Here is a 25,100-nt window from a genome sequence, read left to right on the forward strand (position 1 = left end):
ATAATGAGACTCAAAGCTTTCCTAACAATGGCTATGCTGTGCCTCACTACACATGTTATGGCAGAAAAAAAGAATGTCACAATAAAGATGCTGGCAACCAGCGATGTCCACGGATATTTCTTCCCGTACGACTTCATTGAACACAAGCCCATAAGAGGCTCGTTGGCACGCGTGAGCCGATACGTGAAGGACGTGAGAAAGGAGTATGGGAAAAACATGCTTCTCTTTGACAATGGTGACATCCTCCAAGGCCAACCCACTTGCTATTACAGTAACTTTGTACGTAAGGACAGTATCAACGCAGCTGCCCTGGCAGTCAATTACATGCAGTATGATGCACAGACAATAGGTAATCATGACGTGGAGACGGGCCATGACGTGTATGACAAGTGGATAAGCGAAGTGAACTGTCCAATGCTTGGGGCAAACGTTGTTGATACCGCTACAGGCGACACATATCTCAAACCGTATGCAGTCTTTGAACGTGAGGGGGTGAGGATAGCCGTCATTGGTATGATAACCCCAGCCATTCCCTATTGGCTACATGAGAAGTTGTGGCAAGGACTACGCTTTGAGGATATGGTGAGTGCATCGAGAAAATGGGTGAGACACGTAAAAGACGTTGAAAAAGCCGATGTCGTAGTGGGTCTTTTCCATAGTGGATGGGATGGAGGAATCACCACAGATAAATATTCAGAAGATGCCTCAATGGCTGTTGCCCAACAAGTTGACGGCTTCGACGTCATCTTCTATGGTCATGACCATAAGAGAGCCATACAGAACGTGGTGAACCATAACGGAAATAAGGTGGTGTGTATCGATCCAGGATGCAATGCTACGTCAGTTGCAGACGCCACATTGACGCTGACGCTTGAAGACGGAAAGGTGGTTTCGAAAAACATTGAGAGCAGCCTTATAGATGTCAGGGATATGGATATTGATGAGGGCTTTATGGAGTGTATGGAAGATGTCGTTAACGATGTGACACGATTCGTCAGCATCAAACTTGGCCGACTGACAAGAGCCATTCGTACGCGTGACTGTTTCTTCGGTAGTTCAGATCTTAACGACCTTATCCATGACATTCAACTCACCGTCACAGGTGCAGACATATCTATCAACGCTCCATTGACATTCAACTCTACCATTGAGGCAGGCGACGTAACGATAGCCGACATGTTCAAACTTTATAAGTATGAAAATGACCTATATGTGATGAAACTGCGTGGCCATGAGATACGAAAGCATCTTGAGATGAGTTACGACCAATGGGTGAATACCATGACCTCTCCCGCCGATCATATCATGCTGCTTAGTGACGATAATACGAGTACACGACCCGGATTCAAAAACTTAACGTTCAACTTTGATTCAGCCGCAGGTATAGACTATGAGGTGGATGTGACAAAACCTGACGGACAGAAGGTGAGCATACGACGTATGTCGAATGGCGAACCATTTGTTGAAAGCAAGTGGTATAGGGTGGCAATGAACAGCTATAGGGGAAATGGCGGAGGAGAACTGCTTACCAAAGGAGCGGGCATACCAGCTGAAGAACTCGAGAGCCGTATTATTTGGAAGAGCGAACACGACCAACGATATTATATCTTGAAGGAAATTCAACGTAGGAAAATTGTGACGCCTAAGGCATTCAACAACTGGAAGTTCGTACCAGAAGAGTGGACTCGTCCAGCCCTTGAGCGCGATCGCAAATTATTGTTTAATGAATGATGAAGAAGTATTATTTCGTTTTCTGTAAAGGTGACATCATGCTTGAGCGCCTTGAGGATGGCACATACACCATTCCATATCTTGAACAAGCACCAACGGAGATAAAGCCTTGGACTAATGTGATGAACATATCGCCACTCGGCGACAGGGATGTGAGGACATACCGTATAGACAACCCAGTGACCAACGACTCGCGCTATGAGATGTGTGGCTTGCGCCCCAGCTACTATAAACTCCCTTTTGAACTATATCTCAAGGCGGGTAAATGCCAGGAGATACTCTATTGGGACCAAAACACTCGATATTGTGGCGTCTGTGGTGCACCGATGAAGATGCATACCGACATCAGCAAGCGTTGTACAGAATGTGGCAAGGAGGTATGGCCTCAACTTGCTACAGCCATTATCGTACTTGTGCACCGAGGCGATGAGGTACTTCTCGTACATGCAAAGAACTTCCGAAGCAATTTCTTCGGACTCGTTGCAGGATTCGTGGAGACTGGAGAGACACTCGAAGAGGCTGTGCATCGAGAGGTAATGGAAGAAACTGGACTGACGATAGACAATATCCGTTATTTCGGTAGTCAACCATGGCCGTACCCTTGTGGGCTCATGGTGGGTTTTGAAGCAGACTATGTTAGTGGCGAGATCAAACTGCAGCAAGAAGAATTGGCAGCGGGAGCTTGGTTTACAAAAGACAATCTTCCCACCATACCTGAGAAGCTCTCAATAGCACGAAAACTGATTGATTATTGGCTTGAGAAACAATAATTACACATTATATAATATAAAAAGGCGTTTTTTTTGATAAATAATGAAAATAAACGCTCAAATATTTGGTGGAATGAAAAAAAGTCCGTACCTTTGCACCCGCAAATGAGAGGAGGGCGCTTAGCTCAGCTGGTTTAGAGCATCTGCCTTACAAGCAGAGGGTCGGGGGTTCGAATCCCTCAGCGCCCACTAAGATAAACGGAAACGGGTGTTTTCCAGAGTGGCCAAATGGGGCAGACTGTAAATCTGCTGTCTTTCGACTTCGGTGGTTCGAATCCATCAGCACCCACAAAGAGACATGCAAGTGTTTTTACTTGCATGTCTCTCTGTTTTTAGTGGTATTTTCATATATACGACAATAATTCATTTATGATTTTTTAAGAATAAAAATTGAAAAAAACAATGAAGTTTGCCGTATTTTTTGTAACTTTGCAAGCGATTTATGCAAAATGCGCATAGTTGTTTGAATATCAGATACTTAGAATATAATAGAGGAAATTAAGCATGAGACAATTAAAAATTCAGAAGAGTATTACGAATCGTTCAAGTGAGGCTTTGGACAAGTATCTTGTCGAAATAGGTCGCGCACCATTGATTTCCATTGATGAGGAGATTGAACTGGCTCAGAAGATAAGGAAAGGTGGTCCAGAGGGCGAGCGCGCCAAGGATAAGCTTGTTACAGCCAACTTGCGTTTCGTTGTATCCGTAGCGAAGCAGTATCAGCATCAGGGACTTACTCTTACTGACTTGATTGATGAGGGTAACATTGGCCTTATTAAGGCTGCACAGAAATTTGACGAAACAAGAGGATTTAAATTCATCTCATATGCTGTATGGTGGATCAGACAGAGCATACTCCAGGCTATTGCGGAACAGAGCCGTATAGTACGTCTGCCACTGAACCAGGTGGGTTCGCTCAGCAAGATCAACCACGAGATTAATAAGTTTGAACAGGAGAACCAGCGTCATCCGTCAGTATCAGAGCTCAGCGAAGCAACTAATCTCGATGAGGAAAAGATCGGACAGAGCCTTATGGCCGATGGTCATCACGTCTCTATTGATGCGCCATTCCAGGATGGTGAGGACAACTGTATGCTCGACGTGATGGCAAGTGGTGATGACAGCCGTACAGACCGACATGTTGATCATGAGTCGATGGCTCTTGAGCTTGAGAATGTACTTAATAAAGTGCTTAAAGACCGTGAGATAACCATTATCCGCGAGTGCTTCGGCATCGGAGGTCCAGAAAAGGGACTTGAGGAGATTGGCGATCGTCTTGGACTTACCCGAGAGCGTGTGCGTCAGATTCGCGAAAAGAGCATCGCGAAGTTGCGCGACAGCGGCAATGCCAAGATCCTTATGAAATATCTTGGCTAACAGGAGTTGCTTGATATACAAAACTATCATAAGAACAACGGTAATATTGGGCATGCTCTTTGGCATGCCCAATATTGTTAAAGGGCGGCAGGTGACTGACTCCCTAATACTCGAACGTTTGTTTTCTTTCCAGCGTATTTCTGGTTGTGGCATCATAGACTCAACCACAAACGTATATAAGAAACTTTATATTGATACTCGAAGACGAAACTTTACGATGATGTGCGTGCCATCGTTGTTCCATATAGCTTATGGCGACAGACAATACATCTTGGAATCTTATGGAAAGATAAGGTTCGACAGTCTCACACACTTTACAGACAAGAAACAGATCTATGTAAGTACGGTGCCACATCGCTCGTCGATCCTCACTGTGCTCAGATCATACACAGTGCCAAACATATATGGAGTGGCGATATTTGACGGACACGTACTCTCGCCTTTCAACCGGAACAACACTATATACTACAGATATACCATAAGCGAGGTGAGCGAGGAATGCCATCTTGTCACATTTAAGCCGCGAAGCAACAATACACAACTCGTGAAAGGGTTCGCTATGGTGGAAACAGCCACTGGACGTGTCTCTTTTGCCAGGCTTCAAGGAGAGTTCGACATGTTGCATTTTGATATCGAGACACACTTCAGCCAAGAAGAAGCGAAGAAACGTTCGTCGGTACCAAAGGAATGTGTCATCAATACACGGTTCAAGTTTCTTGGAAATGATATTCAATCCTCATTTACGACAATCTACGGTTGTGATGTGGCACTGCCCGACTCCATCGAGTCGAGTGCCGACATGCGAATGCTCAATATGGTGCGTCCCGTGCCACTCGATTCTGCCGAGATTGAGGTATATAAGGATTTCTTCGGAAAGGTAATCACCGAGGACATTACCATTAAGGAAGAAGAGGCAAAAGATACACTAACGGTGGCTGAAAAGAAGAAAAACAACTTTGGAAAGATAGCGTGGGACCTGCTTGAAGACAATATGCTGAGTAGCATACGTGGAGAAAACGAAAACGGGTATTTTAAACTCTCGCCCATCATCAATCCTCAGTATCTCAGCTACAGCAACAGCCGTGGATTAGCCTACAAGATGAAACTATGGGCTCAATACAAGTTTAACGAAAAACGAAAGCTCTCTTTCGACGCACGTATAGGTTATAATTTCAAGATTAAACAATTCTATTTCGACAACTGCCTCCACTTCGACTTTAATCCCAAACGCAACGGATGGTTGGAATTACAGGTGGGAAACGGCAATAGGATTACAAACTCGTCGGTACTTGATGTACTGAAAGAGGAACACCGCGACACTCTGGACTTCTCTCAACTCGGACTACACTATTTCAACGACAACCGATATGAATTGAGATGCAATATAGCGGTCACAGACCAATTTGAAGTGATGCCCGCATTAACATATCACAACCGAACTGCCGTAAACAAAGAAGCCATGATACTCACAGGGCAACCTACGGCATATAAAGGCTTTGCCCCGTCGTTGACATTGAAATACCAGCCTTCCCCATCATGGCCAGTGATGTCGGTAAACTATGAGAGATGTATCGACAATGTGATAGAGTCGAACATGGAATATGAACGATGGGAGATTGACTGCTCATACCGACGCCGCTATAGCTCGCTGAAACGCTTCAATGCACGAGTGGGAGCAGGATTCTATACCAACAAGTCAACAACATATTTCGTCGATTACCTCAATTTCCATGAAGACTACCTGCCAGGCGGATGGGACGACGAGTGGACAGGCGAATTCCAATTGCTCAACAGCCAGTGGTATAACGCATCTAACTATTATCTGCGTACAAACCTGTCGTATGACTCTCCCTTGTTGATGATGACATGTCTGCCTATCGCTGGACGCATCATCGAATCTGAACGCCTCTATTTCAGCTTTGTGCAGCTGGAGAAGACACGTCCATATTTTGAATTTGGATATGGGTTCTCCACCCGCTTTGTATCCTTGGCATTCTTCTCCAGTTTCCTTGGAAACTCGTTTGAGAGGTTTGGAACGAAGTTTACCTTCGAATTATTTAGAAAGTGGTAACAAACAAATAATTAAACTGACATATATGACAAAACCATTGACAGTCTATAAGGCAAGTGCAGGAAGCGGAAAGACCTTTACCCTTGCCGTGGAATATATAAAACTGCTCGTGGAGAATCCGCAGCAGTACCGCAATATTCTCGCAGTGACCTTCACCAACAAGGCTACGGAAGAGATGAAGATGAGAATACTCAGCCAACTCTACGGCATCTGGAATCAGTATCCTGATTCGGATCAATACACAAAAAAGATCTGCGCTGAACTCAATTGTAGTGTGGAGTTCCTCAGAGGAAGAGTTAACACAGCCCTGAAACTATTGATTCATAACTACAGTTTCTTCCGTATAGAGACCATCGACAGCTTCTTCCAGAGTGTGTTGCGTAATCTTGCACATGAACTCGATCTCACGCCAAACCTAAGGATAGAACTCAACGACGACGAGGTGGAAGAACGTGCCGTTGACAAGATGATAGAAGAACTGACGCCAAACAAAGACATCATGGATTGGATCATGGCATATATACGTGATGCGATGCAAGACGACAAGAGTTGGAACGTGATAGGTCAGATAAAAAAGTTTGGACTCACCATCTTCAAGGACTTCTATAAGGATAACCATAAGGAACTGTCGGATGCCATAGGCGATATTGACGCATATAAAGCCTACATACGGCACTTGAAAAAAGAACGTGACGAAGCCGTAAACAGGGTGAAAAAAATATCAGCGTCTTTCTATAAGACCATTGGTGACGCAAATCTGACTGTCGATGATTTCTTATATAAAAAATCTGGAGTGGTAGGATTGTTCGAGAAAATAAAAAACGGCCCTATCCCACCCTCAGAAATCAAAGGCCGACAGATAAGTGCCGTGGGTAATCCTGACAATTGGGTTACGAATAAACATAAAAGAGCCGATGAGATTAAAGCACTTGTAAGCAGCGATCTCAACCCTCTGCTTGAACAAGTCGTAAACAATATGGCGAATGAATGGAAAACATATCAGACTGCACAGCTCACGTTACGACATCTCTACCAGCTCCGCCTCCTCGATGCTATTGAAAAAACAGTAAGGACTATGAATGAGGAAGCAGGGCAATTCCTGCTGTCAGACACACAACATCTGCTACGCTCACTCATCGACAACAGCGACTCGCCATTCATCTTCGAGAAGATTGGCTCTAGACTTGAACACATCATGATAGACGAGTTTCAGGACACCAGCGTGGTGCAGTGGAATAACTTCAACGTGCTGCTTAAAGAATGTATGAGCCATAAGGGCAGTCATAACCTCATCGTGGGTGATGTCAAGCAGAGCATCTATCGTTGGCGTTCAGGCGACTGGCGCTTGCTGAACGATATTGAGGGAAATTTCCGAAATGCCTCGAAGATGGTGGAAGTGATGCCACTGAAGACCAACTACCGTTCACAGGCAGTGATCATCAACTTCAATAATGTGTTTTTCAAGGAGGCAAAGACCATTGAATATGATAATCACAAATTGATTCTGCCTGATGATGCCGATCAACTCAGACGTGGCTATTCTGATGTGGTGCAGCGACGTCGTAGAGGCATAGACAAGAAAGGACTGGTTGAGATAACCTTGTTGCCAAAAGAAGACAGTCAGCAAGAGACACTGAAGATGGTAAGCGACACACTCAAGACACTCATTGAGGCTGGCGCCAAACAGAGCGATATAGCCATCCTCGTGCGAACCAATGCGTCGATACCGCTCATTGCTGACTATCTTGCACAGGAGTGTCCCGACATACAAGTGGTTTCTGATGAGGCGTTCAGACTGCAGTCGTCAACGGCGGTGTGTATCATCGTCGATGCACTCCACTTGCTGACACATCCCGACGATATCCTCACACGTTACTCGTTGGTGATGATGTATCAGACGATGGTCATGAAGAAAGATGCCGACATGAACGACATATTTCTCAACACAGCAGAGGAAGATTGGTTGCCGTCTGAGTTTACCGAACATCGTCAGGACTTGTTGCTCATGCCATTGTTCGACCTGGCTCAGAGACTTTGCAACATCTTCAAGGTGAATGATATTGAGGGACAGACGGCGTATATATGCGCATTCTTCGACCAACTCACCAAGTTCTCTACCGATACCACCAGCGACATCGATGCCTTTGTAAATCATTGGTACGAGTCGGTAGCAAAGAAGAACATACGTAGCGACGAGGCAAATGGAGTGAGAATACTCTCGATACACAAGAGCAAGGGACTGGAGTATGAACATGTCATTATACCCTTCTGCGACTGGGATTTGGAGCCTAAAGCAGGCAGCATGATATGGTGTAAGCCTGAGCCTATTCAGGATTATTCCCTTCCTATCGTACCAATCGACTATAGCAGTAAGGCTCTTGGAGGTACCAGATATGAAACCGATTACCACAAGGAAAACTTACAGAACACCGTGGATAATCTCAACCTTCTGTATGTGGCTTTCACACGTGCTGGACGCAGCCTCTTTGTCATAGGCACAAGAGCTTCAAAGTCAAGACGTTCGTACTTGTTGGAGGAGTGTCTTCCAATAGTATTACAAAAACTCTCAGGTTCTAATATAGAAGGTGTGGATGATAAGGAAGCGAAGCTCATTTTTAAATACGGACAACTCGATATTTGCAATAAGGAAAAGGCAGAATCTAAGAACGTGATGCTTGCAAAGTCATCACCAGTAAGGGTAACTTTTGATTGTCATGATAGTAATGTTGTATTCAAACAGAGCAATAAAAGCCGTGAGTTTATCGAGGGAGAGAGCGAACAGGCGGGCTATATCAAGTCTGGCAATGTGTTGCACTATGTCTTCTCGAAGATAAAGACAAAAGACGACATTGACCATGTCCTTAACACTCTTGATAACGAGGGAATCTTCGACAATGTCACGATGACAAAAAAGTCGGTAAGGAATATGCTCCACAAGCGACTGAACCACCCAGTGGTAAGTCAATGGTTTGCACCAGGACTCACGCTCTATAATGAATGTACAATATTACAATATGACAAAGACGAAAAGAAGGTCGTCGAGTGTCGTCCTGACCGTGTGGTGAATGACGGAAAGACAATGACCGTTATCGACTTTAAGTTTGGCAATCCTCATGACGAACATGTCAACCAGGTTCAAGGCTATATGAAAACCATGAAGGAGATGGGACATTACGACGTGAAGGGATATGTATGGTATGTATTTATGAACAATATTGTAGAAGTAAAGGCATGAAGACATTTTTGGAATATGTAGCAGAAGATATCATTAGGAAGTATGGCAGCAATCTGGCGCACACAGCCGTCATCTTCCCCAACAAGCGGGCACGCCTGTTCTTTAACGAATATCTTGCGAAGGCTGTCAACGGACCGATGTGGAGCCCGGCTTATCTTACTATCAGTGAACTGTTTCGCAAACATTCTGATAAGGTAGTTGCAGACCCAATAAAACTTGTTTGCGATCTTCATAAGACATTTGTGGAGGTGACAGGCATGACAGAGTCGCTCGACCATTTCTACTCCTGGGGACAGATTATGCTGGCCGACTTCGACGATATTGACAAGAATATGGCTGACGCATCGCTTGTGTTCAAAAACGTGAGAGATATTCACGAACTGGACGATATTACGTATCTTACAACCGAACAGAAGGAGATGCTGAAACATTTCTTTACCAATTTTTCAGACGACAAGCAGAGTGAGCTGAAGAAGCGCTTCCTGTCATTATGGCAGCATTTTCATGACATTTACCTCCGTTTCAACCAAAGGTTAGCAGACAATAATGAGGCATATGAAGGTGCTTTATACCGTGAGGTGGCATCCAATGATGATATAGACTTTGGATATGAGCGATATATCTTCGTGGGATTCAACTTGTTGCAGACAGTGGAGCAACGTGTGTTCTCACGTCTGAAAAAGGAAGGCCGAGCCGTGTTCTATTGGGATTTCGATAAATACTATATGTCTATCAATGGCATCCAGAACGAAGCCGGACATTACATATCAAAGTATCTCAGTGAATATCCTAATGCTCTCGATTCTGACAATGACTATATCTATGGTAACTTTAATAAGCCAAAGAAAATTACCTATATCTCAGCACCTACAGAAAATGTTCAGGCTTCATATTCCCGACAGTGGTTGGAACAAGACAATAGGCTCGACGGAGGACGTGAAACAGCTATTGTACTATGCAACGAACAACTGCTACAGGCTATAGTGCATAACATACCGGACAAGGCGGAGAAAGTGAATATCACCACAGGATATCCCTTGGCTCAGTCGCCTTTTTGTTCGCTACTCACCATGATCATATCACTGCGTAACGAAGGCCTTAGGAAGTCGAATGCCAGTTTCAAACTGCGTTATGTTAATAGACTGCTTAAACATCCGTATATCAGCTATATAACTGCAAATTCAAAAGAATTGCTTGAAGAGATAAACGGAGAGAATAGACAATACTTCGTTAGGCCTGATGTGCTTTCAAGAGACGAGGGGACACGCACGCTCTTCACCATCCCAGCAGATAACACCCTACCCTCCTCAGCATCGCTGCTACGCTGGCTTTCAGACATTTTGTGTATAGTGGCTTCCAATGCCAAAGAGACAGACGACAGCTTTTTCCATGAGTCTCTTTTCCGTGTGTTTACCATTGTCAATCGTCTCCTTGGCCTTGTCAATTCAGGCGACCTTACTGTCGATGTGAAAACCATGCAGCGTCTTCTTTCTCAGATTATTCAGACGTCCAGCATACCATTTCATGGAGAGCCGGCAGAAGGCATACAGTATATGGGTGTGTTAGAGACACGTAACCTTGACTTTAAGCATCTCTTGTTGCTGTCATGCAACGAAGGTAATATGCCCAAGGGTGTCAACGACACATCTTTTATACCTTATAGCATACGCAAGGCAAACGGACTCACCACTATAGACAACAAGGTGGCTATTTATGCCTATTATTTCTATCGATTGATGCAACGTGCAGAGGATATAACCATCGTTTATAACTCTACGGCTGACCTTACCTCTACGGGAGAGATGAGCCGTTTCATGCTACAGATGCTCATCGAGAGCAATCACTGCATCTGTCGTAAGACAATTGTATCAGGAACTGTGAGCATGAAGAGAAAACCTGCCGAAATAGAGAAGAATGCTAAGGTGATGGATATTCTTCGCAAAAGGTTTGACATTCATTATAACCCGAAATCAAAACGTCCGTTGTTGACCCCGACATCGATAGCCACCTACTGTCGTTGCCAGCTTAGGTACTACTATACATACGTCCTAGGATTGCGCGACATAAAGGACAAAGAAGAAGAGACGATAGACAATGTAGCATTTGGAAATGTCTTCCACCACTCGGCTGAGGAGATATACAAACGAATGTTAAATAATGGAAATGTTCTGAGTCAGCAGGCGTTCGATGAAGTGCTGAAGTCTAAGAACTATATTCTCGGCATTGTACAGAAGATGTTTGACGAAGTGGTATATAATGTGAAAAACCATCAGTATCGTCCCGAATACAATGGTCTTGAACTCATCAATATCCGCGTTATAGTGAGTTATATAGAACAACTGCTGAGGATCGATAGGGATATGGCCCCTATAAAGATAAAGTCTCTGGAGATGACTGTGAAAGAATCTATAGAAGTGAGGATGGGTGATACAGGGCAGAAATTCCAATCCACCATAGGTGGTGATATTGACCGTCTTGATGAGTTGACAGATAAGAATGGTTATCGACGGATACGAGTGGTGGATTACAAGACAGGCAGTTCAAAGATGAATGCCAGTCTGAAAGACGTTGGGGAAATCTTCGAACCGATGAAGATATCGTCCCACAGCGACTACTATATGCAGACCATCATCTATTCAAATATTGTGCGTCATTCGAGGCAGTTGAACGACAAAGACCTCCCCGTTTCGCCGGCATTATTGTTCATCCAACACGCCAACACCAATCCGATACTCTTGCTTGATAAGAAGCCTATTGCTGACGTGAAAGATATTGAGGTAGATTTCCGGAAAGGACTTTCGAATCTTCTTGCAGAGATGTTCGACCCCACTCTGACGTTTAAGCCTACAGAAGACCCGAAACGTTGTGAGAATTGTCCGTATAAGAAGATGTGCGGAAAATGAATGGGTTTGCCACAGATATTGCCAAAACGTAACGTCTGTGGCAAATCTTTTATAGTGAGTTGTACACGTCGAGGAGCTGTTCAGCTGTTTTTCTCCAAGAGAACATCTTCACTCTCTTCAGTCCTTTTTCGATGATGTCGGCACGGAACTGCGGTTCGCGTTCCATCTTTAGCATCATGCTGGCCATGTCGTCGATGTCCTCTGGATTGACAAGTGCAGCATCGGCACCTGCAATCTCTGGCATCGACGATGTGTTGCTCGTGATGACAGCGGTGCCTGATGCCATACCTTCGAGCAGTGGTATGCCGAAACTCTCGCGCAGCGAAGTGTAGAGGAAAGCGAAAGCTTTGCTGTATATAAATGGCAGGTCTTGGTTTCTGATATATCCCGAGATGACAATCTTATCGCGGATACCTGCCATGCCATTTCGCTCGAGGATATCGTCTATCTCGTCTCTTTTCAGGTCGGCCACCAGCAACGGTCGTTTCACCTGGCTCTGTTCAAGATACCGTGCATATGCCTTTATGGTACGTTCAGAGTTTTTCTTCGGGTCGGTATTGCCGAGGAAGAAGAAGTAGTCAGGATAGTCGATATATTTTGATACCACGTAATCGTGGTCTTCTACCTTCCTGAACCATTCGTTGTAGCCGTTGTATATCATTGTCACTTGTTGGTCGGGGAGGTTGAGCTTCTTTTGTATGTTGTCTTTTTCGAATGCTGACACGGTGATGATGGTCTTGCACTTGCTTATTATCCTCGGCACTACAAGACGGCGGTATAACCATCCGAGGTTCTGATATAGAGAATTATTTCTCTTGTCGCGTGGCTCAAGGAAGATGATGTCGTGCAGGGTGAGAATTAACGGGATATTGCACCATATAGGGGCAGTATTGCTGGTGCAATGCAGTAGCTCCACACCACATTCACGTGCCGCTTTTGGAAGGGCATACTGTTCCCATAAAGGATAGCTGGGGCACTTCAATGTGATGATATGGCAGTTGAAGGTGCTTTGCAGACAATGGTCGGGGCCGGGTTTGACAAAGACGAAATACTCGTTGCGGGAATCTATTTTCTGGAGTTGCTTTATCTCTTCCAACACTACATAGTCCATGCCATGTTTGTTGCGACGGAAGATGCGTTGTGCTTCTATACCTATTTTCATGTCATTAATGTCATATCGTTCGTTTTACAATAGCCGGCACTCCTGCTGCAAGGGAGTGAGGCGGAATACTTTTTGTGACTACAGCTCCCGCCGCAATCACCGAGTGATTGCCTATGGTGACGCCTGGCAGTATGACAGCGTTTGCACCAATCCATACGTCATCTTCTATAACTACTTCATTGGTACTTACTCCTTGGCTGTCAATAGTTTTATCTGTGTCGTTGAAGTTGTGGTTTAGGGCACTCACGGTGATGCCTTGTGCCAGGTTTACATGCGAGCCAATGCGTACAGGACCTATCACAGTACAATGCAGACCAATACGTGAATGGTCGCCAATGACAACGTCGCCTACAGCATTGTTTATGCAGGCATACGACTCGACGACACTCTTCTTCCCGATGACGAAACGCCGGTAAGGTGGAGTGTCCATACGCACACTTCGGTAAATTTTTGCCGACCATGCTCGTTTTTGGTAAAGAGGCATTAAGAGTCTGATATACCATCGTGGACGCGTCAACAGCTGGTTCATTATCACCCTGTCGAGCATTCTTTTTAGTCCACGGTATCGTCCAATGCGTTGTCTTGCCAGTTCCTTGTCCATAATATTTGGGTTATATTGGTGCTATCTTCTGCAAAAATACCATTATTTATTGTTATAAACAAGAGTTTTGTCCTTTTTTTTATGTTTTGTCTGAATATTTACCAAAAAATCCATATAAATAGGGATTGTGAGGAACAGAAAATAGCAATACCTTTGCACTCGAATTACAAAACACTCATAATGAAAACAAAAAGACATATCATTTTGCTGGCGGCTCTCGTTGCCCTGCCCGTCGCTGCCGGCGCAAACTGTAAAGTTGACTATACCAGTTTGGCAGAGGCACGTATAGACACCTCGCGTGTGGTCGATCTCGATGAACTCGTCGTCGTTTCCCAACCAAAGGAGTCGGCTCTTCTCAGGCAGCAGCCGTTGAGCAGTACTGTCTTCTCTGACTGTGAACTGTCGCGGTTTAACATACGAGAGATGAGTCAGCTCACGTCGTACGTCCCTACCCTTGTGATTCCGAAGTATGGTTCGCGCCTCACCTCTTCTATATATATAAGGGGTATAGGGTCGCGCACGGGAGCTTCAGCCATTGGTCTTTATTATGACAATATCCCATTGGTTGACAAGAGTTCGTTCAACCGATATTTTTATCAGACCGACCGCATCGGCGTGTTGCGTGGACCTCAGGGTTCGCTTTATGGCCTTAATGCCGAAGGAGGTATTATCCGCATGTATTCTAAGAATCCGCTAAATTACCAAGGCACAGACTTACGTTTGGGTGTAGGCACGGGTCTGACGCGTAATATTGAGGTTGCGCATTACCATCGTCCATCCGAGCGTTTCGCATTCTCTACAGCCGTGTTCTATAATGGCCAGAACGGCTTCTTCCATAATTCCAATTTGGATAGCCGTGCCGATGTAAGCAATGAGGCAGGTGGAAAGATAAGACTCGTCTGGCTTCCATCAGACAGTCTTACCCTTGATCTCACTACTGATTACCAGTATGTGAACCAAGACGGTTTCCCATATGCTGAATACGATGGCGAGGCAAATGTAATTGGCGATCCAGCTACGACCATCCTAAACTCATATCGCAGGAATATGGTAACCACTGGTCTAAATATCACTTACCGCATGCCTCGACTGATGCTCAGTTCGGTCACCAGTCATCAGTTTGTTGACGATGAGATGAATATGGACCAGGACTACCTCCCGGCAGACTATATGCGTCTGATGCAGAAGCAGAAGATGAACTCACTGACGCAGGAGTTTGCACTCCGTTCTGCTGACAATAGCTCATGGCGGCATGCTACGGGTGTTTTCTTCAGTCAGAAATGGCTGCGCACCGATGGTCCGGTATTCTTTGGCGACGACATGAACAAGTCCATACTCTCTTATCTCGGTATGCCTCAGAGTGTGGCTTCGCTGATGACCCTCAACGAGAATAGCGTTCCAGGCCTGTTCCACACTCCGTCGCAGAATATCGGAGTCTTCCATGAGTCGAACATAGACATCACAAGACACCTTCGTCTCACTCTTGGCTTGCGCTACGACTACCAGCACGTGAAGATTGACTACGACACTCGTGCGCAGTTCCGTCTTGCTTGCGATGCTCAGATGATGGGTCGCCCCATGAAGTTCGACAGCCGATATGTCTCGGCTCTCGTCGGTTCTGCAGATGAAGGTTACCAGCAGCTGTTGCCAAAATTTGCCCTGACATGGAAGTTTAATGAGGCTGACAACGTGTATGCTGTCGTCAGCAAGGGATTCCGTGCCGGTGGATATAACCTGCAGATGTTTTCCGACATCTTCCAGACCGAACAGCGCAATATGGCAAAGGGCATGGCTGCGCTCATGCAGGGAGACCTCAATGTGACTCACGATGAGAAAGACTATGAGAATATCAACAACACCATATCATATAAGCCAGAGGAGAGCTGGAGCTACGAGGCTGGAACCCATCTTAATCTTTTTGGCAAGCGTGTGCATGCCGATGTGTCGGTATTCTATATGAGGATACAAAACCAGCAGCTCTCGGTGATGGCGGGTAACTATGGCTATGGACGGATGATGGTCAATGCCGGACGCAGCGCAAGTTGCGGTGTTGACGTGACATTAAGGGGTAGCGCCTTTGACGACCGTCTGTCGTGGAACGCCATCTATGGATATACCAACTCCTCGTTCCGCAACTATTCAGACCAGACCACCATCGTAGGTGCTGACGGCAAGTCACAAACCGTAGATGTAGATTATCGTGGAAAGAAGGTGCCTTTCGTGCCTGCACATACCATGAGCGTATCGGCAGACTACCGTTTCCCTATCTCGCAGCGGACTATTCTCAAGAATATTGTCGTTGGAGCGAATGTAGTGGGCAATGGTCCTACGTATTGGGATGTGGCTAACGACTATCGTCAGGACTTCTATGCCGTGGCAGGTGCTCACCTCACCTTCGATTTTGGTGCTCTCGGAGTGGACCTCTGGGGACGCAACCTCACAGACACGGGATATAACACGTTCCTTGTAAACAGTGCCGTGGATGGCGTACGCCGCTCGTTTGCACAGCGAGGATTGCCCGTACAGGCTGGTATGGATATTAAGGTGAAGTTCTAACAATACAGAAAAGGAGTTAAGCCACTTACAGCTTAACTCCTTTTTATCTTTCTATTTTCCAATATTTCAAAATTCTATTCTTTCAATTTTAGAAATTTCTATAGACGTTTTTCAGTGCTTCAGGGTTGCCCATGTCAAACATCTGTCCGTCAATCTTCACTCCAACCATGCCATAGTTTTTCCTCACGGTTTCCAGTGCCGTGGTAAGTTCAATCTCTCGTCCGTCATCTTTGTTTTCATAAGCCTCAAGGATGTCGGCTGCAAGCTGTTCATAGACCTCTGGCGTCAGGATGTATTGTCCGAATACGGAATAGTATTCTTTCTCGCCACTCTCGTTTTCCACTCCAAGAAATTCCTCAGCATATCCTACGGTAGGTTTCTCAGCCATTTCCGACACGTTCATTATCGTGCGGCTTTTGTCTTCCCATACGCCGCAAAGCATGCCGTAACGGCTCACCTCTGCCAGGGGTATTGAATGAATGGCAAGTGTCAGTTTGTTGTGACGTTCGTAATTCTCAATCAGTTGAAGTGCGCACGTCTTGCTTGTATCGCTGCGGTAAATGGTGTCGCCAAGCATGAGCAGTACGGGTTCGTTACCAGCAAAGTCGCGTGTCTGATAAACAGCATGTCCGAAACCCCGTTTCTCGTTCTGTATCACATATCTCAGGCGTTTGCCGATATTAAGTATCGTGTTTTCGTATTCAAGGTTATGCTGGCTAAGTTTCGACTGATGGTCAGCGGGCAGAGGTGTCTCGAAATATGCGCGATACATCTCGCGTTCTTCCTCCGAACCGAGCACGAGGCATATCTCGTCGATACCGCTTTCTACCAGTTCTTCAAGGATGACGAGTATCACGGGCTTTATCATTCCGTCCTTGCAAGGTATGGGGAAGAAATCCTTTTTCATACAACGTGTGGCTGGATAGAGCCTTGTGCCGAAGCCTGCCACTGGCACTATCGCCTTGTGTACGGTATGAACGGGACAGATGGTGAGCTTGTATGCCATCATGCCGTTGCTGTTAAGGTAGTCAACCAGCTCCTGTTGTGATGCTTCATCGCGTGCCAGGAATTGCACCGAGCCGTCGCCATGAGAGCCGACACCTTTTCCGCCATATATGAGATGTTGGATATTCGGGTCTGTAAGGACATATCTTAGTTTCGGCGCTGTCAGCGCTTTCGACATTGGTGCAATCTCTTCGTTGAACAGCCGTTCGGCCTCGGTCATTAACTTTCCAAGAGCTTCTACATTGCCGTCGGCCATATATCTCACAGCCCTGTCAACGATTTCTCTGTTTTTCTCGCCCAAGGCGGCTTGCTCGCGTTTTTCCTTATCGTTTGATGCGAAGGGATATGCCCTGTTCAGGTCGCTTAGAATCTGTATGGTGTTTTTGTCGGCACAGAGGTCGGCAAACACCCAGTAGAGATGTTTCTTTATGTTGAGTGCCTTCACGTCTATCTCGTCGCCGTCGAAAGTCATGAGACTTGGTTTTACGCCGAAGGCGCAAGCCTGGTCGAGACGTCCGCAACGGGACTGTGTCCGCAGTTCGCCCAGGTAGGCGATGTTCATTTCGCCGAGAGTGTTAAGGTTGAGTTTATACAGGATGTTGAACGCGCGTGCCACGAGTACGCAGATGGCAGCTGAGCTTGACAGACCACTTTTTATAGGTAGCGTCATCTTCTTGATATGGATATGTACGCCTCCGACGTTGTACCATTCAAGCATATATGAAGCCACTCCAGCACAATAACAGAAGAAGGATCCCGATCGTGCCACATGCTTTAGGTCTTGCTCTTGCATCCGGCAGGAGAAGTCGTGCCACAGCCCTTCCATCTCAGGAGCGTCGCTTGTCAGTTTGAAGACCGGCGATTTCTCTATCTCTGCATATATGCCTTGTTCGATGCCTGTCACAATGGCGGCTCCAGCCACGATATCGGCATTCATCGTTCGGTAATGTCCTGCCCAATCCGAATGTTCGCCGAAAAGACACAAACGGCCAGGTACGAAGAGTTGTTTCATAGAAAAAATTTCAGTTTTTGTTAAGTTTGCTGCAAAGATAATGCTTTTCTATAAAAATACCAAACAAATTCTTATATTTTCTTCTATTTTGTTATTATTCCAGCTTCTCTAAGTGCCTCTTTGCGTTCAACGCAGGTGCCGCAGGTGCCGCAGGGCGTTTCTCCGCCCTTATAGCACGACCATGTCTCGTCGTAGTTTATGCCTAAGGCTTTGCCGCGTCGGGCAATGTCTGCCTTGGTGATGTTGGTGTATGGTGCGTCTATGGCGACGTCGATATATGTACCTGCCTTGGCGGCTTTGTCCATGGCGTCTATAAACTCTGGTCGGCAATCAGGATAAATGGTGTGGTCGCCTCCATGGTTGGCAATGAGGACCCGTTTCAGTCCCTTACTTTCAGCCAATCCCACGGCTATCGACAGCATGATACCATTTCGGAATGGCACTACGGTCGATTTCATGTTTTCTTCGGCATAGTGTCCGTCAGGTATGGCATCGGCTCCTTCCAGTAGCGAACTTTTGAAATAGTTATGCATGAAATCTAGAGGGATGACGATATGCGGGATGCCGAGACGCTCGCAGTGAAGACGGGCGAATGGTATTTCGCGTGCATTGTGGTTGCTGCCGTAGTCGAACGTTACAGCGAGGGCTATATAGTCTTTGCGGTCGTACAGCAGGGTGATGCTGTCCATCCCCCCACTGACGACAATAACACTGTCTTTTGTCATTGCTTATTTTGCTGCGATCATTTCTATTTCCACGAGAGCTCCCTTTGGAAGGTCGCGAACGGCAAATGCCGAGCGGCCGGGATAAGGTGCGTTGAAGAAGCTGGCATATACCTCGTTCATTGCCGCAAAGTCGGCTATGTCGGCGAGTAATACAGTTGTTTTCACCACGTTACAGAGGTCGGCTCCAGCCTCTTTGAGGATAGCCTGTGCGTTGAGTATTGACTGGCGTGTCTGCTCTTTTATTCCACCCTCAGGGAATGCTCCCGTAGCTGGGTCGATAGGCAGCTGGCCTGAACAATAGATAAATCCGTTTGCTTCGATGGCCTGGCTGTATGGTCCTATAGCTGCAGGCGCATTGTTTGTACTGATAGCTTTCATTTTTACGATTATTTAAATTAGTTGATGATTAGATGCGATAAGAGAACCTTTATTCCGATGAATACGAGTATTATTCCACCAAGTAGTTCTGGGTTGATACGGCGGCGTATGGGTGCACCGAAACGTATTCCGAGCATATTGCCCGCGATGCTGAATAAGAACGAGCCTGCACCTATAGCCATAAGGGGAATGGTGAGTTGCGAGAGGTGTATATAGCCTATACAGCCTAATGATATGCCTACGGCAAGTGCGTCAATGCTTGTGGCTACGGCCAGTATTAGCTGTGTGGTGAGTGCTGATGGTATGGCGTGATGGTCGTCGTCTTTGTTGTGATTCAGCACAGCCTCACGTATCATCCTTCCGCCGAGATATGCCAGTAGGCCAAAGGCTATCCAGTGGTCAACGGCTTCGAGATAACTGGCAAAGAAGCTTATGCCGAGCCAACCAGCGAGAGGCATGGCTGCCTGGAAGACGCCGAAGAGGATAGCCATGCGTATCATCAGTCCCGTCATCCATTTCCCGCAGCTCACTCCGCTCACTATCGACACTGCAAAACAGTCCATTGCTAACGCAGCCGAGAGGAATATTATATCTATTGCTGACATTTCGCTTTTCTGTTGTATTAATTGGACATATATTCTTTTGTTGCTCTACTGGCCTCGTCTATTCCAAGGCCAAAAAGGGCGAAGTCGCCTTTCAGCGGGTCGTCGGGAAACACCTCTAACATGGCGTCGGTGAGTCTTCTTGCAGTCGTCATGCTTGCTGAGGCTGCCTTGAGCAATCCTAACGCGTTTGACTGTCGCATCACATGTACGTCCATTGGCATTATCAGAGTGCGTCGGTCTATGAAGTCCTTCCATAGCCCGAGATCTACTGGAGACTCTGTGCGCGACATCCATCTGAGAAACATACACAGTCGTTTGCACGACGACTTGGTGTTGCGTGGTATGATGCCTTCCGAGCCTTCGTTGAGGAAATATCCCGTCAGACTCTCGCATGCTGAAAGAGCGTCGTGCGACGTCTTGTGTATAAAGTCACCTATGGAGCCATGGCTGCGCAACATAGACTGTAGAGCTGTGAGGAAGGAGTTGAACATACGGTTGTTGTATAGTCGGTAGAAACACCCGTCGTCGCGTGGGATCATGTCAATAAATGCCCCCTCAGCCACCCAAGATGCCATGTTGCCGTCTGAGGCATCGAGCAGTCGCTGTATCTTGGGCATGAACTGCTTTCTGCTTCCGTAGCTCACCGCTTGGGCGATGAATGCCGTCACCTCCTGGTTTTCCCTGCCTCTCACCTGGTGCATAAACCAGCTTGGGTCGCCCACGATGAAGTCAGGTTTTTCATACTGGTCGGCAAGGCGACGTAGTGTGTCGGCTAAATATGGGGTGATGGTGCTGCTCATGTTATCTGTTTTTGTTTCTTATAAACCAGTTGTGGGTGAATAGGATATACATTGCCATAGAGATGACCGTAAGGGTCAGGGATGTCATCAGCGTCATGTGTGGATTGCCGTAAAAGAAGGCGTATCCTATGCCTATGCCGAGGGCTAAGCCTGACTCCCACGACAGTATGTAGGTGCTCTGCGACGTGCCGCGTTGGCAGTGGCGGCTTAGTTTTATGAAAAACAGAAGGAAGCGTGCGCCTATGATGCCCATGGCAGTGCCTATCATCGTTGGTGCTGCGTAGTTTACCACTACGGCATGCCTTGTGATGAGCAGCAACAATGCTCCTATTAGTAATATCTGTCCTGTCACCACCTCGCTCTTCAGTTCGGCATTGACAAATACAAAACGCTGTGCAAGTAGCGAGAATACAAAACCCACCATCAACATTCCGTAGAAGGTGAACGACAATTCTATCGACAGTATCAGTCCGACGGCTATGGTTATGAGCAGCAGGTTGATAAACAGTGTGAAACCGTGAGGCAGGAAAAACCTGTCGAGGCTGAACACTGTCTGGTGCTCGTCTGGCGCACGGAAGGGGAAGTCAACCATTCTTATGAGCATGACTGAGATGAGGCAGAAGGCTGCCGACATGATAAGTACTGCGCTCACTCCAAAATGGTGGTTCATGACTATGGCAGCCAATGGACCGAGTGATATGGCAAATCTCGCAAACCATGAGGTACTGTGGTTGGCCTCTGTACGCTGGAACGACTCGCTGGTGTCAACGATCAACGTGCTTGACAATATCATTTGAGCAAGCCCAAAAGAGGCACCGAGCAGGAATCGTTGTGAGATGATTATCCACACATCGATCATCGTGATGTGATGGTCGTCGATGTAGTATATCGCTGTGATGAGCAACGCCATGAGCAGTATGGAATAGATACACACTACGTTGCGCCTGAATCGTTGTACGAGATAAGAGCAGAAAAAGCCGAAGCCGAACATACCAAAGGCGAATGCCCCCATCGACATACCAGTGTATAAAGGCGAGAAGTGTTCATACGTCATCAGCCATATAGGTAACACTGGCACCAAGGCATATATGCTCATGGTGAGAAAGAGATTGGCTAACAACAGTAGCCAGAATCCCTTGTGCCACAGAGTTATATGTACGGGTGTATTCTGTGTGTTCATCAGATCAGCTTTTTGTTAGCATTAATGTCAATATGACTCTTTTTCGTTGGGGAAGTCGCAGTTTTTTACGTCTTCCACGTATCTGCCGATAGCAGAAGTCATGATGTTGTTGAGGTCTGCATATCTTCGTAGGAAGCGTGGACTGAAACCTTGTGTCTTTCCTAACATGTCGTCGATGACGAGTATCTGTCCGTCGGTGCCGTTGCCGGCTCCTATGCCTATGGTGGGCACGTCGATGGCTTCAGACACTTCAGCAGCAAGTTTTGCCGGTACCTTTTCAAGCACCACGGCGAAACAACCAGCATCTGCAAGGGCCTTGGCATCTGACATGAGCTTAGCTGCCTCTACCTCGTCTTTTGCTCTCACTGAATAGGTGCCGAACTTGTTGATACTCTGAGGAGTAAGTCCGAGATGCCCCATCACTGGGATGCCGGCATCGAGAATGCGGCGTATGGTGTCAAGTATCTCAACCCCACCCTCCAACTTCAAGGCGTCACATCCGCTTTCTTTCATTATGCGTACGGCATTTTTCACGCCATCGACCACGTCAACCTGATAGCTGCCAAAAGGCATGTCGCACACCACGAGGGCACGTTTCACTCCGCGCATCACCGAGCGTGCGTGGTAAATCATCTGGTCAACGGTCATGGGTAGTGTGGTGGTGTTTCCTGCCATCACGTTTGAGGCGGAGTCGCCTACGAGGATGCCGTCGATGCCTGAGCCATCCACGATCTGTGCTGTGGTATAGTCGTAGGAGGTGAGCATGGAGATCTTCTCTCCTTTTTGTTTCATTTCAATAAAGCGGTGCGTTGTCACTTTGCGCATGTCGCTTGCTAAATATCCTGCCATAATTTCTTATGAATTTATTATTTCAATACAATTATTATAGTCAAATGTGCTGTAGTCGGCTATCACCTTGTCGGCATACTCGCTGATAGACTCAGCGCTGTTGGTGGTGGAGAGTCCTACAACCTTCATCTTTGCCGCGCAACCAGACTTCAAACCATTGAAGCTATCCTCAAAGACAATACACTCATCAGCCTTTGCATCAAAGCGTTGTGCTGCTTTCTGATAACAGTCGGGGTCGGGCTTGCTACGCTCAAAATCCTCCGATGTCAATATGGCGTCGAAGAGGTCCTTGAAGCCTTTGACTTTACTATATACGGCGTTCATCTTGTCGATATTCGAACTGGTGACAACGGCGGTCTTCACCCCTTTGTCGCGAAGTTGCCTAATAAACGTTTCAAATCCTCTGATGAACTCGAAGTTCATGTTTTTCTCAAACTCATTGAGACGTTCCACTATTAATGGCTGCATTTTTTCCAGTTCTCCGTCGAAGTGGCGGTCGAAAATCTGTACGAGAGTCTGGCCCTTTATCTCGTGCTCGAGTCCAGGGTGTTCGGGATGGAACTCCTGGCATTGACTTCCCCAAAATATGGTGTATTGCGGTTCAGTGTCAAACACCACCCCGTCGAGGTCGAACAATGCGGCCTTGAATGTTCTTTTTTCCATTGTTTTTTATTTTTGGGTGCAAAAGTAACACTTTTTTGTCATTTAACAAAAAGAACAGACAAGAAATATCATTTTATAAGCATCTTTATGACATAGATGCAGTGGAGTGAGACGATTGCCAATACGATAATAGGTGCAAAACGGCTTATTCCGCGCGACAAGCTATCTATCACTTGAACAAGATTGTTGTATGTACCTTTTATAAAGCCAAACACGACAGAACTGGATATCATCCATAGACACGTAAGAGGAAACAACGCCTCGCTGAAGGGTGATGGGAAAAGGTTTCCCGTGCTATTGAGTAAAAGAGAGCCAGGTAGGAAGGGGATGACTGAGAGCAGTGTCACGAAAAGTAGCGTCATAAAGTACAGCGAGCGCATGGCCATACGCTCGCGGAATTGTAAAGTACTATACTTGTCTTTCGATGTTAACAACAAACGTAGTGTAGCCCCCATACCGCTACATGTTATGCTGCCGTAGGTCATTGCCACGAGAAGCAAGCCGATGAGCCATTTTGATGTCACTAACGAGAGAGAGTGGCGGAACATCCATCTCAGGCTTTCTGATGAAAAGGGGTTTGAGACGGGACCGAACGGGTCTATAGCGCTCGTTATCCATGCTATGGTGATAAACACCATTTCTATAGCCACTGCCGTCAGGCAGAGGTATGCTGCCACCCTATTACCTTTCATCAGCATGCAGATTGTCGATGTCGAGAATGTTGAGTTCAAAGGCACGCACCACGAGACGTGTGGCGTTGACGCCCTTGGAGTCAGAAAACAGCTTCTGTATCAGCTCATTCTGGCGCTTTTCGAGACTCTTAACTCCAAAAGGCATTCCTCTGAGCGACGAAATCTGTTCCTTGGTGTAGCCTAAGGCGAGATGGCGCAAGAAACGCTCGTCATACTCGTCAATCTCGTATTCGAGCAGTGCCTCTTGCTTGGCGGTCTGACGGCTGATGGTGTGCTTGAACACCTCTACTATCCGTTTCTGTATAGGTTCGTTGAACACGAGAGTCTTACCGCCCATTACACTTGCCACGTCAGCTCTGGTGAGCAGTTCGCCGGTCTTGAGTATTATGCCGTCTGCCCCTGCGTCGAGCACATCTACCCATAGCTTTTCGTTTAGTATCTCGCCGGTAAATATAAGCACCTTAACCTTAGGATAAGCCTCCTTGGTATGTCGGCAAATTTCAACGCCGGCAGTGGTAGAGCCTCCTAACCCGAGGTCTAGCAACACGAGGTCGGGACACTGCTGCTTTATCAGTCTCCAATATGCGGCATCGCTATCGGCGGTGCCAATGATTTCAGCTTCGGGTATGTCGTTACGAATAATACCCTCGGTGCCTTTTAGTTCAAGAGGCACGTCTTCAACTATGATAATTTTGAAATTCTCCATTAATGTATATTCTTTTAGTGCGGGCAAAGTTACGAATAAATATCCGAACTGCCAAACAAAATATGGTATCAACTTACCT

General features: G+C 46.4%; 19 protein-coding genes and 2 tRNA genes. 9 read left to right on the forward strand and 12 right to left on the reverse strand.

All coding sequences use genetic code 11. From position 1 onward, the window contains the following. Positions 1-3 precede the first annotated feature (3 nt). The 8 genes from CIK99_RS08510 to CIK99_RS08545 all read left to right on the forward strand — a co-directional run bounded on the left by CIK99_RS08510 (position 4) and on the right by CIK99_RS08545 (position 12,087). Entirely contained in the window at positions 4-1,731 is a 1,728-nt protein-coding gene (locus CIK99_RS08510; protein ID WP_094381103.1) for a bifunctional UDP-sugar hydrolase/5'-nucleotidase, read from the forward strand. Then, positions 1,731-2,501: an NAD(+) diphosphatase gene (gene nudC, locus CIK99_RS08515; RefSeq protein ID WP_094381194.1), complete on the forward strand. Its 771-nt coding sequence runs from the start codon at positions 1,731-1,733 to the stop codon at positions 2,499-2,501. Before CIK99_RS08510 ends, nudC begins: the two co-directional genes overlap by 1 nt. A gap of 114 nt (positions 2,502-2,615) precedes the next feature. Further along, positions 2,616-2,690 (forward strand) — tRNA-Val (locus tag CIK99_RS08520). Positions 2,691-2,707: 17 nt separating this feature from the next. Continuing rightward, positions 2,708-2,790 (forward strand) — tRNA-Tyr (locus CIK99_RS08525). Between the two features lie 215 nt (positions 2,791-3,005). Continuing rightward, complete coding sequence (locus CIK99_RS08530) at positions 3,006-3,878, forward strand: RNA polymerase sigma factor RpoD/SigA (protein WP_094381104.1); 873 nt, start codon at positions 3,006-3,008, stop codon at positions 3,876-3,878. A gap of 217 nt (positions 3,879-4,095) precedes the next feature. Then, on the forward strand, positions 4,096-5,949 hold the full coding sequence (locus CIK99_RS08535) for a DUF5686 family protein (protein WP_094381105.1): 1,854 nt from the start codon (positions 4,096-4,098) through the stop codon (positions 5,947-5,949). Positions 5,950-5,974: 25 nt separating this feature from the next. Continuing rightward, complete coding sequence (locus CIK99_RS08540) at positions 5,975-9,184, forward strand: UvrD-helicase domain-containing protein (RefSeq protein ID WP_254047762.1); 3,210 nt, start codon at positions 5,975-5,977, stop codon at positions 9,182-9,184. Beyond that, positions 9,181-12,087, forward strand: coding sequence for a PD-(D/E)XK nuclease family protein (locus tag CIK99_RS08545; RefSeq protein WP_094381107.1), 2,907 nt, complete (start codon positions 9,181-9,183; stop codon positions 12,085-12,087). The genes CIK99_RS08540 and CIK99_RS08545 overlap by 4 nt, the downstream gene beginning before the upstream one ends. A gap of 49 nt (positions 12,088-12,136) precedes the next feature. Here CIK99_RS08545 and CIK99_RS08550 read toward each other — a convergent pair whose 3' ends face one another. After that, positions 12,137-13,249 carry a glycosyltransferase family 1 protein gene (locus tag CIK99_RS08550; protein ID WP_094381108.1) on the reverse strand — a complete coding sequence of 371 codons (1,113 nt, stop codon included), beginning with the start codon at positions 13,247-13,249 and terminating at the stop codon, positions 12,137-12,139. Positions 13,250-13,259: 10 nt separating this feature from the next. After that, on the reverse strand, positions 13,260-13,850 hold the full coding sequence (locus CIK99_RS08555; protein WP_094381109.1) for a DapH/DapD/GlmU-related protein: 591 nt from the start codon (positions 13,848-13,850) through the stop codon (positions 13,260-13,262). A gap of 180 nt (positions 13,851-14,030) precedes the next feature. Here CIK99_RS08555 and CIK99_RS08560 point away from each other — a divergent pair, with 180 nt between their 5' ends. Next, entirely contained in the window at positions 14,031-16,406 is a 2,376-nt protein-coding gene (locus CIK99_RS08560) for a TonB-dependent receptor (protein ID WP_094381110.1), read from the forward strand. Between the two features lie 88 nt (positions 16,407-16,494). Here CIK99_RS08560 and CIK99_RS08565 read toward each other — a convergent pair whose 3' ends face one another. From CIK99_RS08565 to CIK99_RS08610, 10 genes are all read right to left on the reverse strand, one after another. Then, positions 16,495-18,423: a sugar phosphate nucleotidyltransferase gene (locus tag CIK99_RS08565; protein WP_094381111.1), complete on the reverse strand. Its 1,929-nt coding sequence runs from the start codon at positions 18,421-18,423 to the stop codon at positions 16,495-16,497. A gap of 83 nt (positions 18,424-18,506) precedes the next feature. Further along, positions 18,507-19,148 carry a 7-cyano-7-deazaguanine synthase QueC gene (gene queC, locus CIK99_RS08570; RefSeq protein ID WP_094381112.1) on the reverse strand — a complete coding sequence of 214 codons (642 nt, stop codon included), beginning with the start codon at positions 19,146-19,148 and terminating at the stop codon, positions 18,507-18,509. 3 nt (positions 19,149-19,151) lie between these two features. Further along, entirely contained in the window at positions 19,152-19,526 is a 375-nt protein-coding gene (locus CIK99_RS08575; RefSeq protein WP_094381113.1) for a RidA family protein, read from the reverse strand. Positions 19,527-19,543: 17 nt separating this feature from the next. After that, positions 19,544-20,131: a manganese efflux pump MntP family protein gene (locus CIK99_RS08580; RefSeq protein WP_094381114.1), complete on the reverse strand. Its 588-nt coding sequence runs from the start codon at positions 20,129-20,131 to the stop codon at positions 19,544-19,546. Between the two features lie 17 nt (positions 20,132-20,148). After that, positions 20,149-20,931 carry a TIGR02757 family protein gene (locus CIK99_RS08585; protein WP_094381115.1) on the reverse strand — a complete coding sequence of 261 codons (783 nt, stop codon included), beginning with the start codon at positions 20,929-20,931 and terminating at the stop codon, positions 20,149-20,151. A gap of 1 nt (position 20,932) precedes the next feature. Beyond that, positions 20,933-22,111 (reverse strand): MFS transporter, encoded by a 1,179-nt coding sequence (locus CIK99_RS08590; protein WP_094381116.1) that lies wholly within the window; start codon positions 22,109-22,111, stop codon positions 20,933-20,935. A gap of 27 nt (positions 22,112-22,138) precedes the next feature. Beyond that, positions 22,139-22,960 (reverse strand): 3-methyl-2-oxobutanoate hydroxymethyltransferase, encoded by an 822-nt coding sequence (gene panB, locus CIK99_RS08595; RefSeq protein WP_094381117.1) that lies wholly within the window; start codon positions 22,958-22,960, stop codon positions 22,139-22,141. Positions 22,961-22,966: 6 nt separating this feature from the next. Next, positions 22,967-23,623 (reverse strand): HAD family phosphatase, encoded by a 657-nt coding sequence (locus tag CIK99_RS08600; protein ID WP_094381118.1) that lies wholly within the window; start codon positions 23,621-23,623, stop codon positions 22,967-22,969. Positions 23,624-23,691: 68 nt separating this feature from the next. Further along, positions 23,692-24,315, reverse strand: a complete 624-nt coding sequence (locus CIK99_RS08605; protein ID WP_158215944.1) for an AbgT family transporter — start codon at positions 24,313-24,315, stop codon at positions 23,692-23,694. After that, positions 24,305-25,021 (reverse strand): DUF5932 domain-containing protein, encoded by a 717-nt coding sequence (locus CIK99_RS08610; protein WP_094381120.1) that lies wholly within the window; start codon positions 25,019-25,021, stop codon positions 24,305-24,307. The genes CIK99_RS08605 and CIK99_RS08610 overlap by 11 nt, the downstream gene beginning before the upstream one ends. Between the last annotated feature and the right edge of the window lie 79 nt (positions 25,022-25,100).

Origin of the sequence: Prevotella sp. P5-92, assembly GCF_002251245.1 — a bacterium.
Classification (GTDB): Bacteria; Bacteroidota; Bacteroidia; order Bacteroidales; family Bacteroidaceae; genus Prevotella.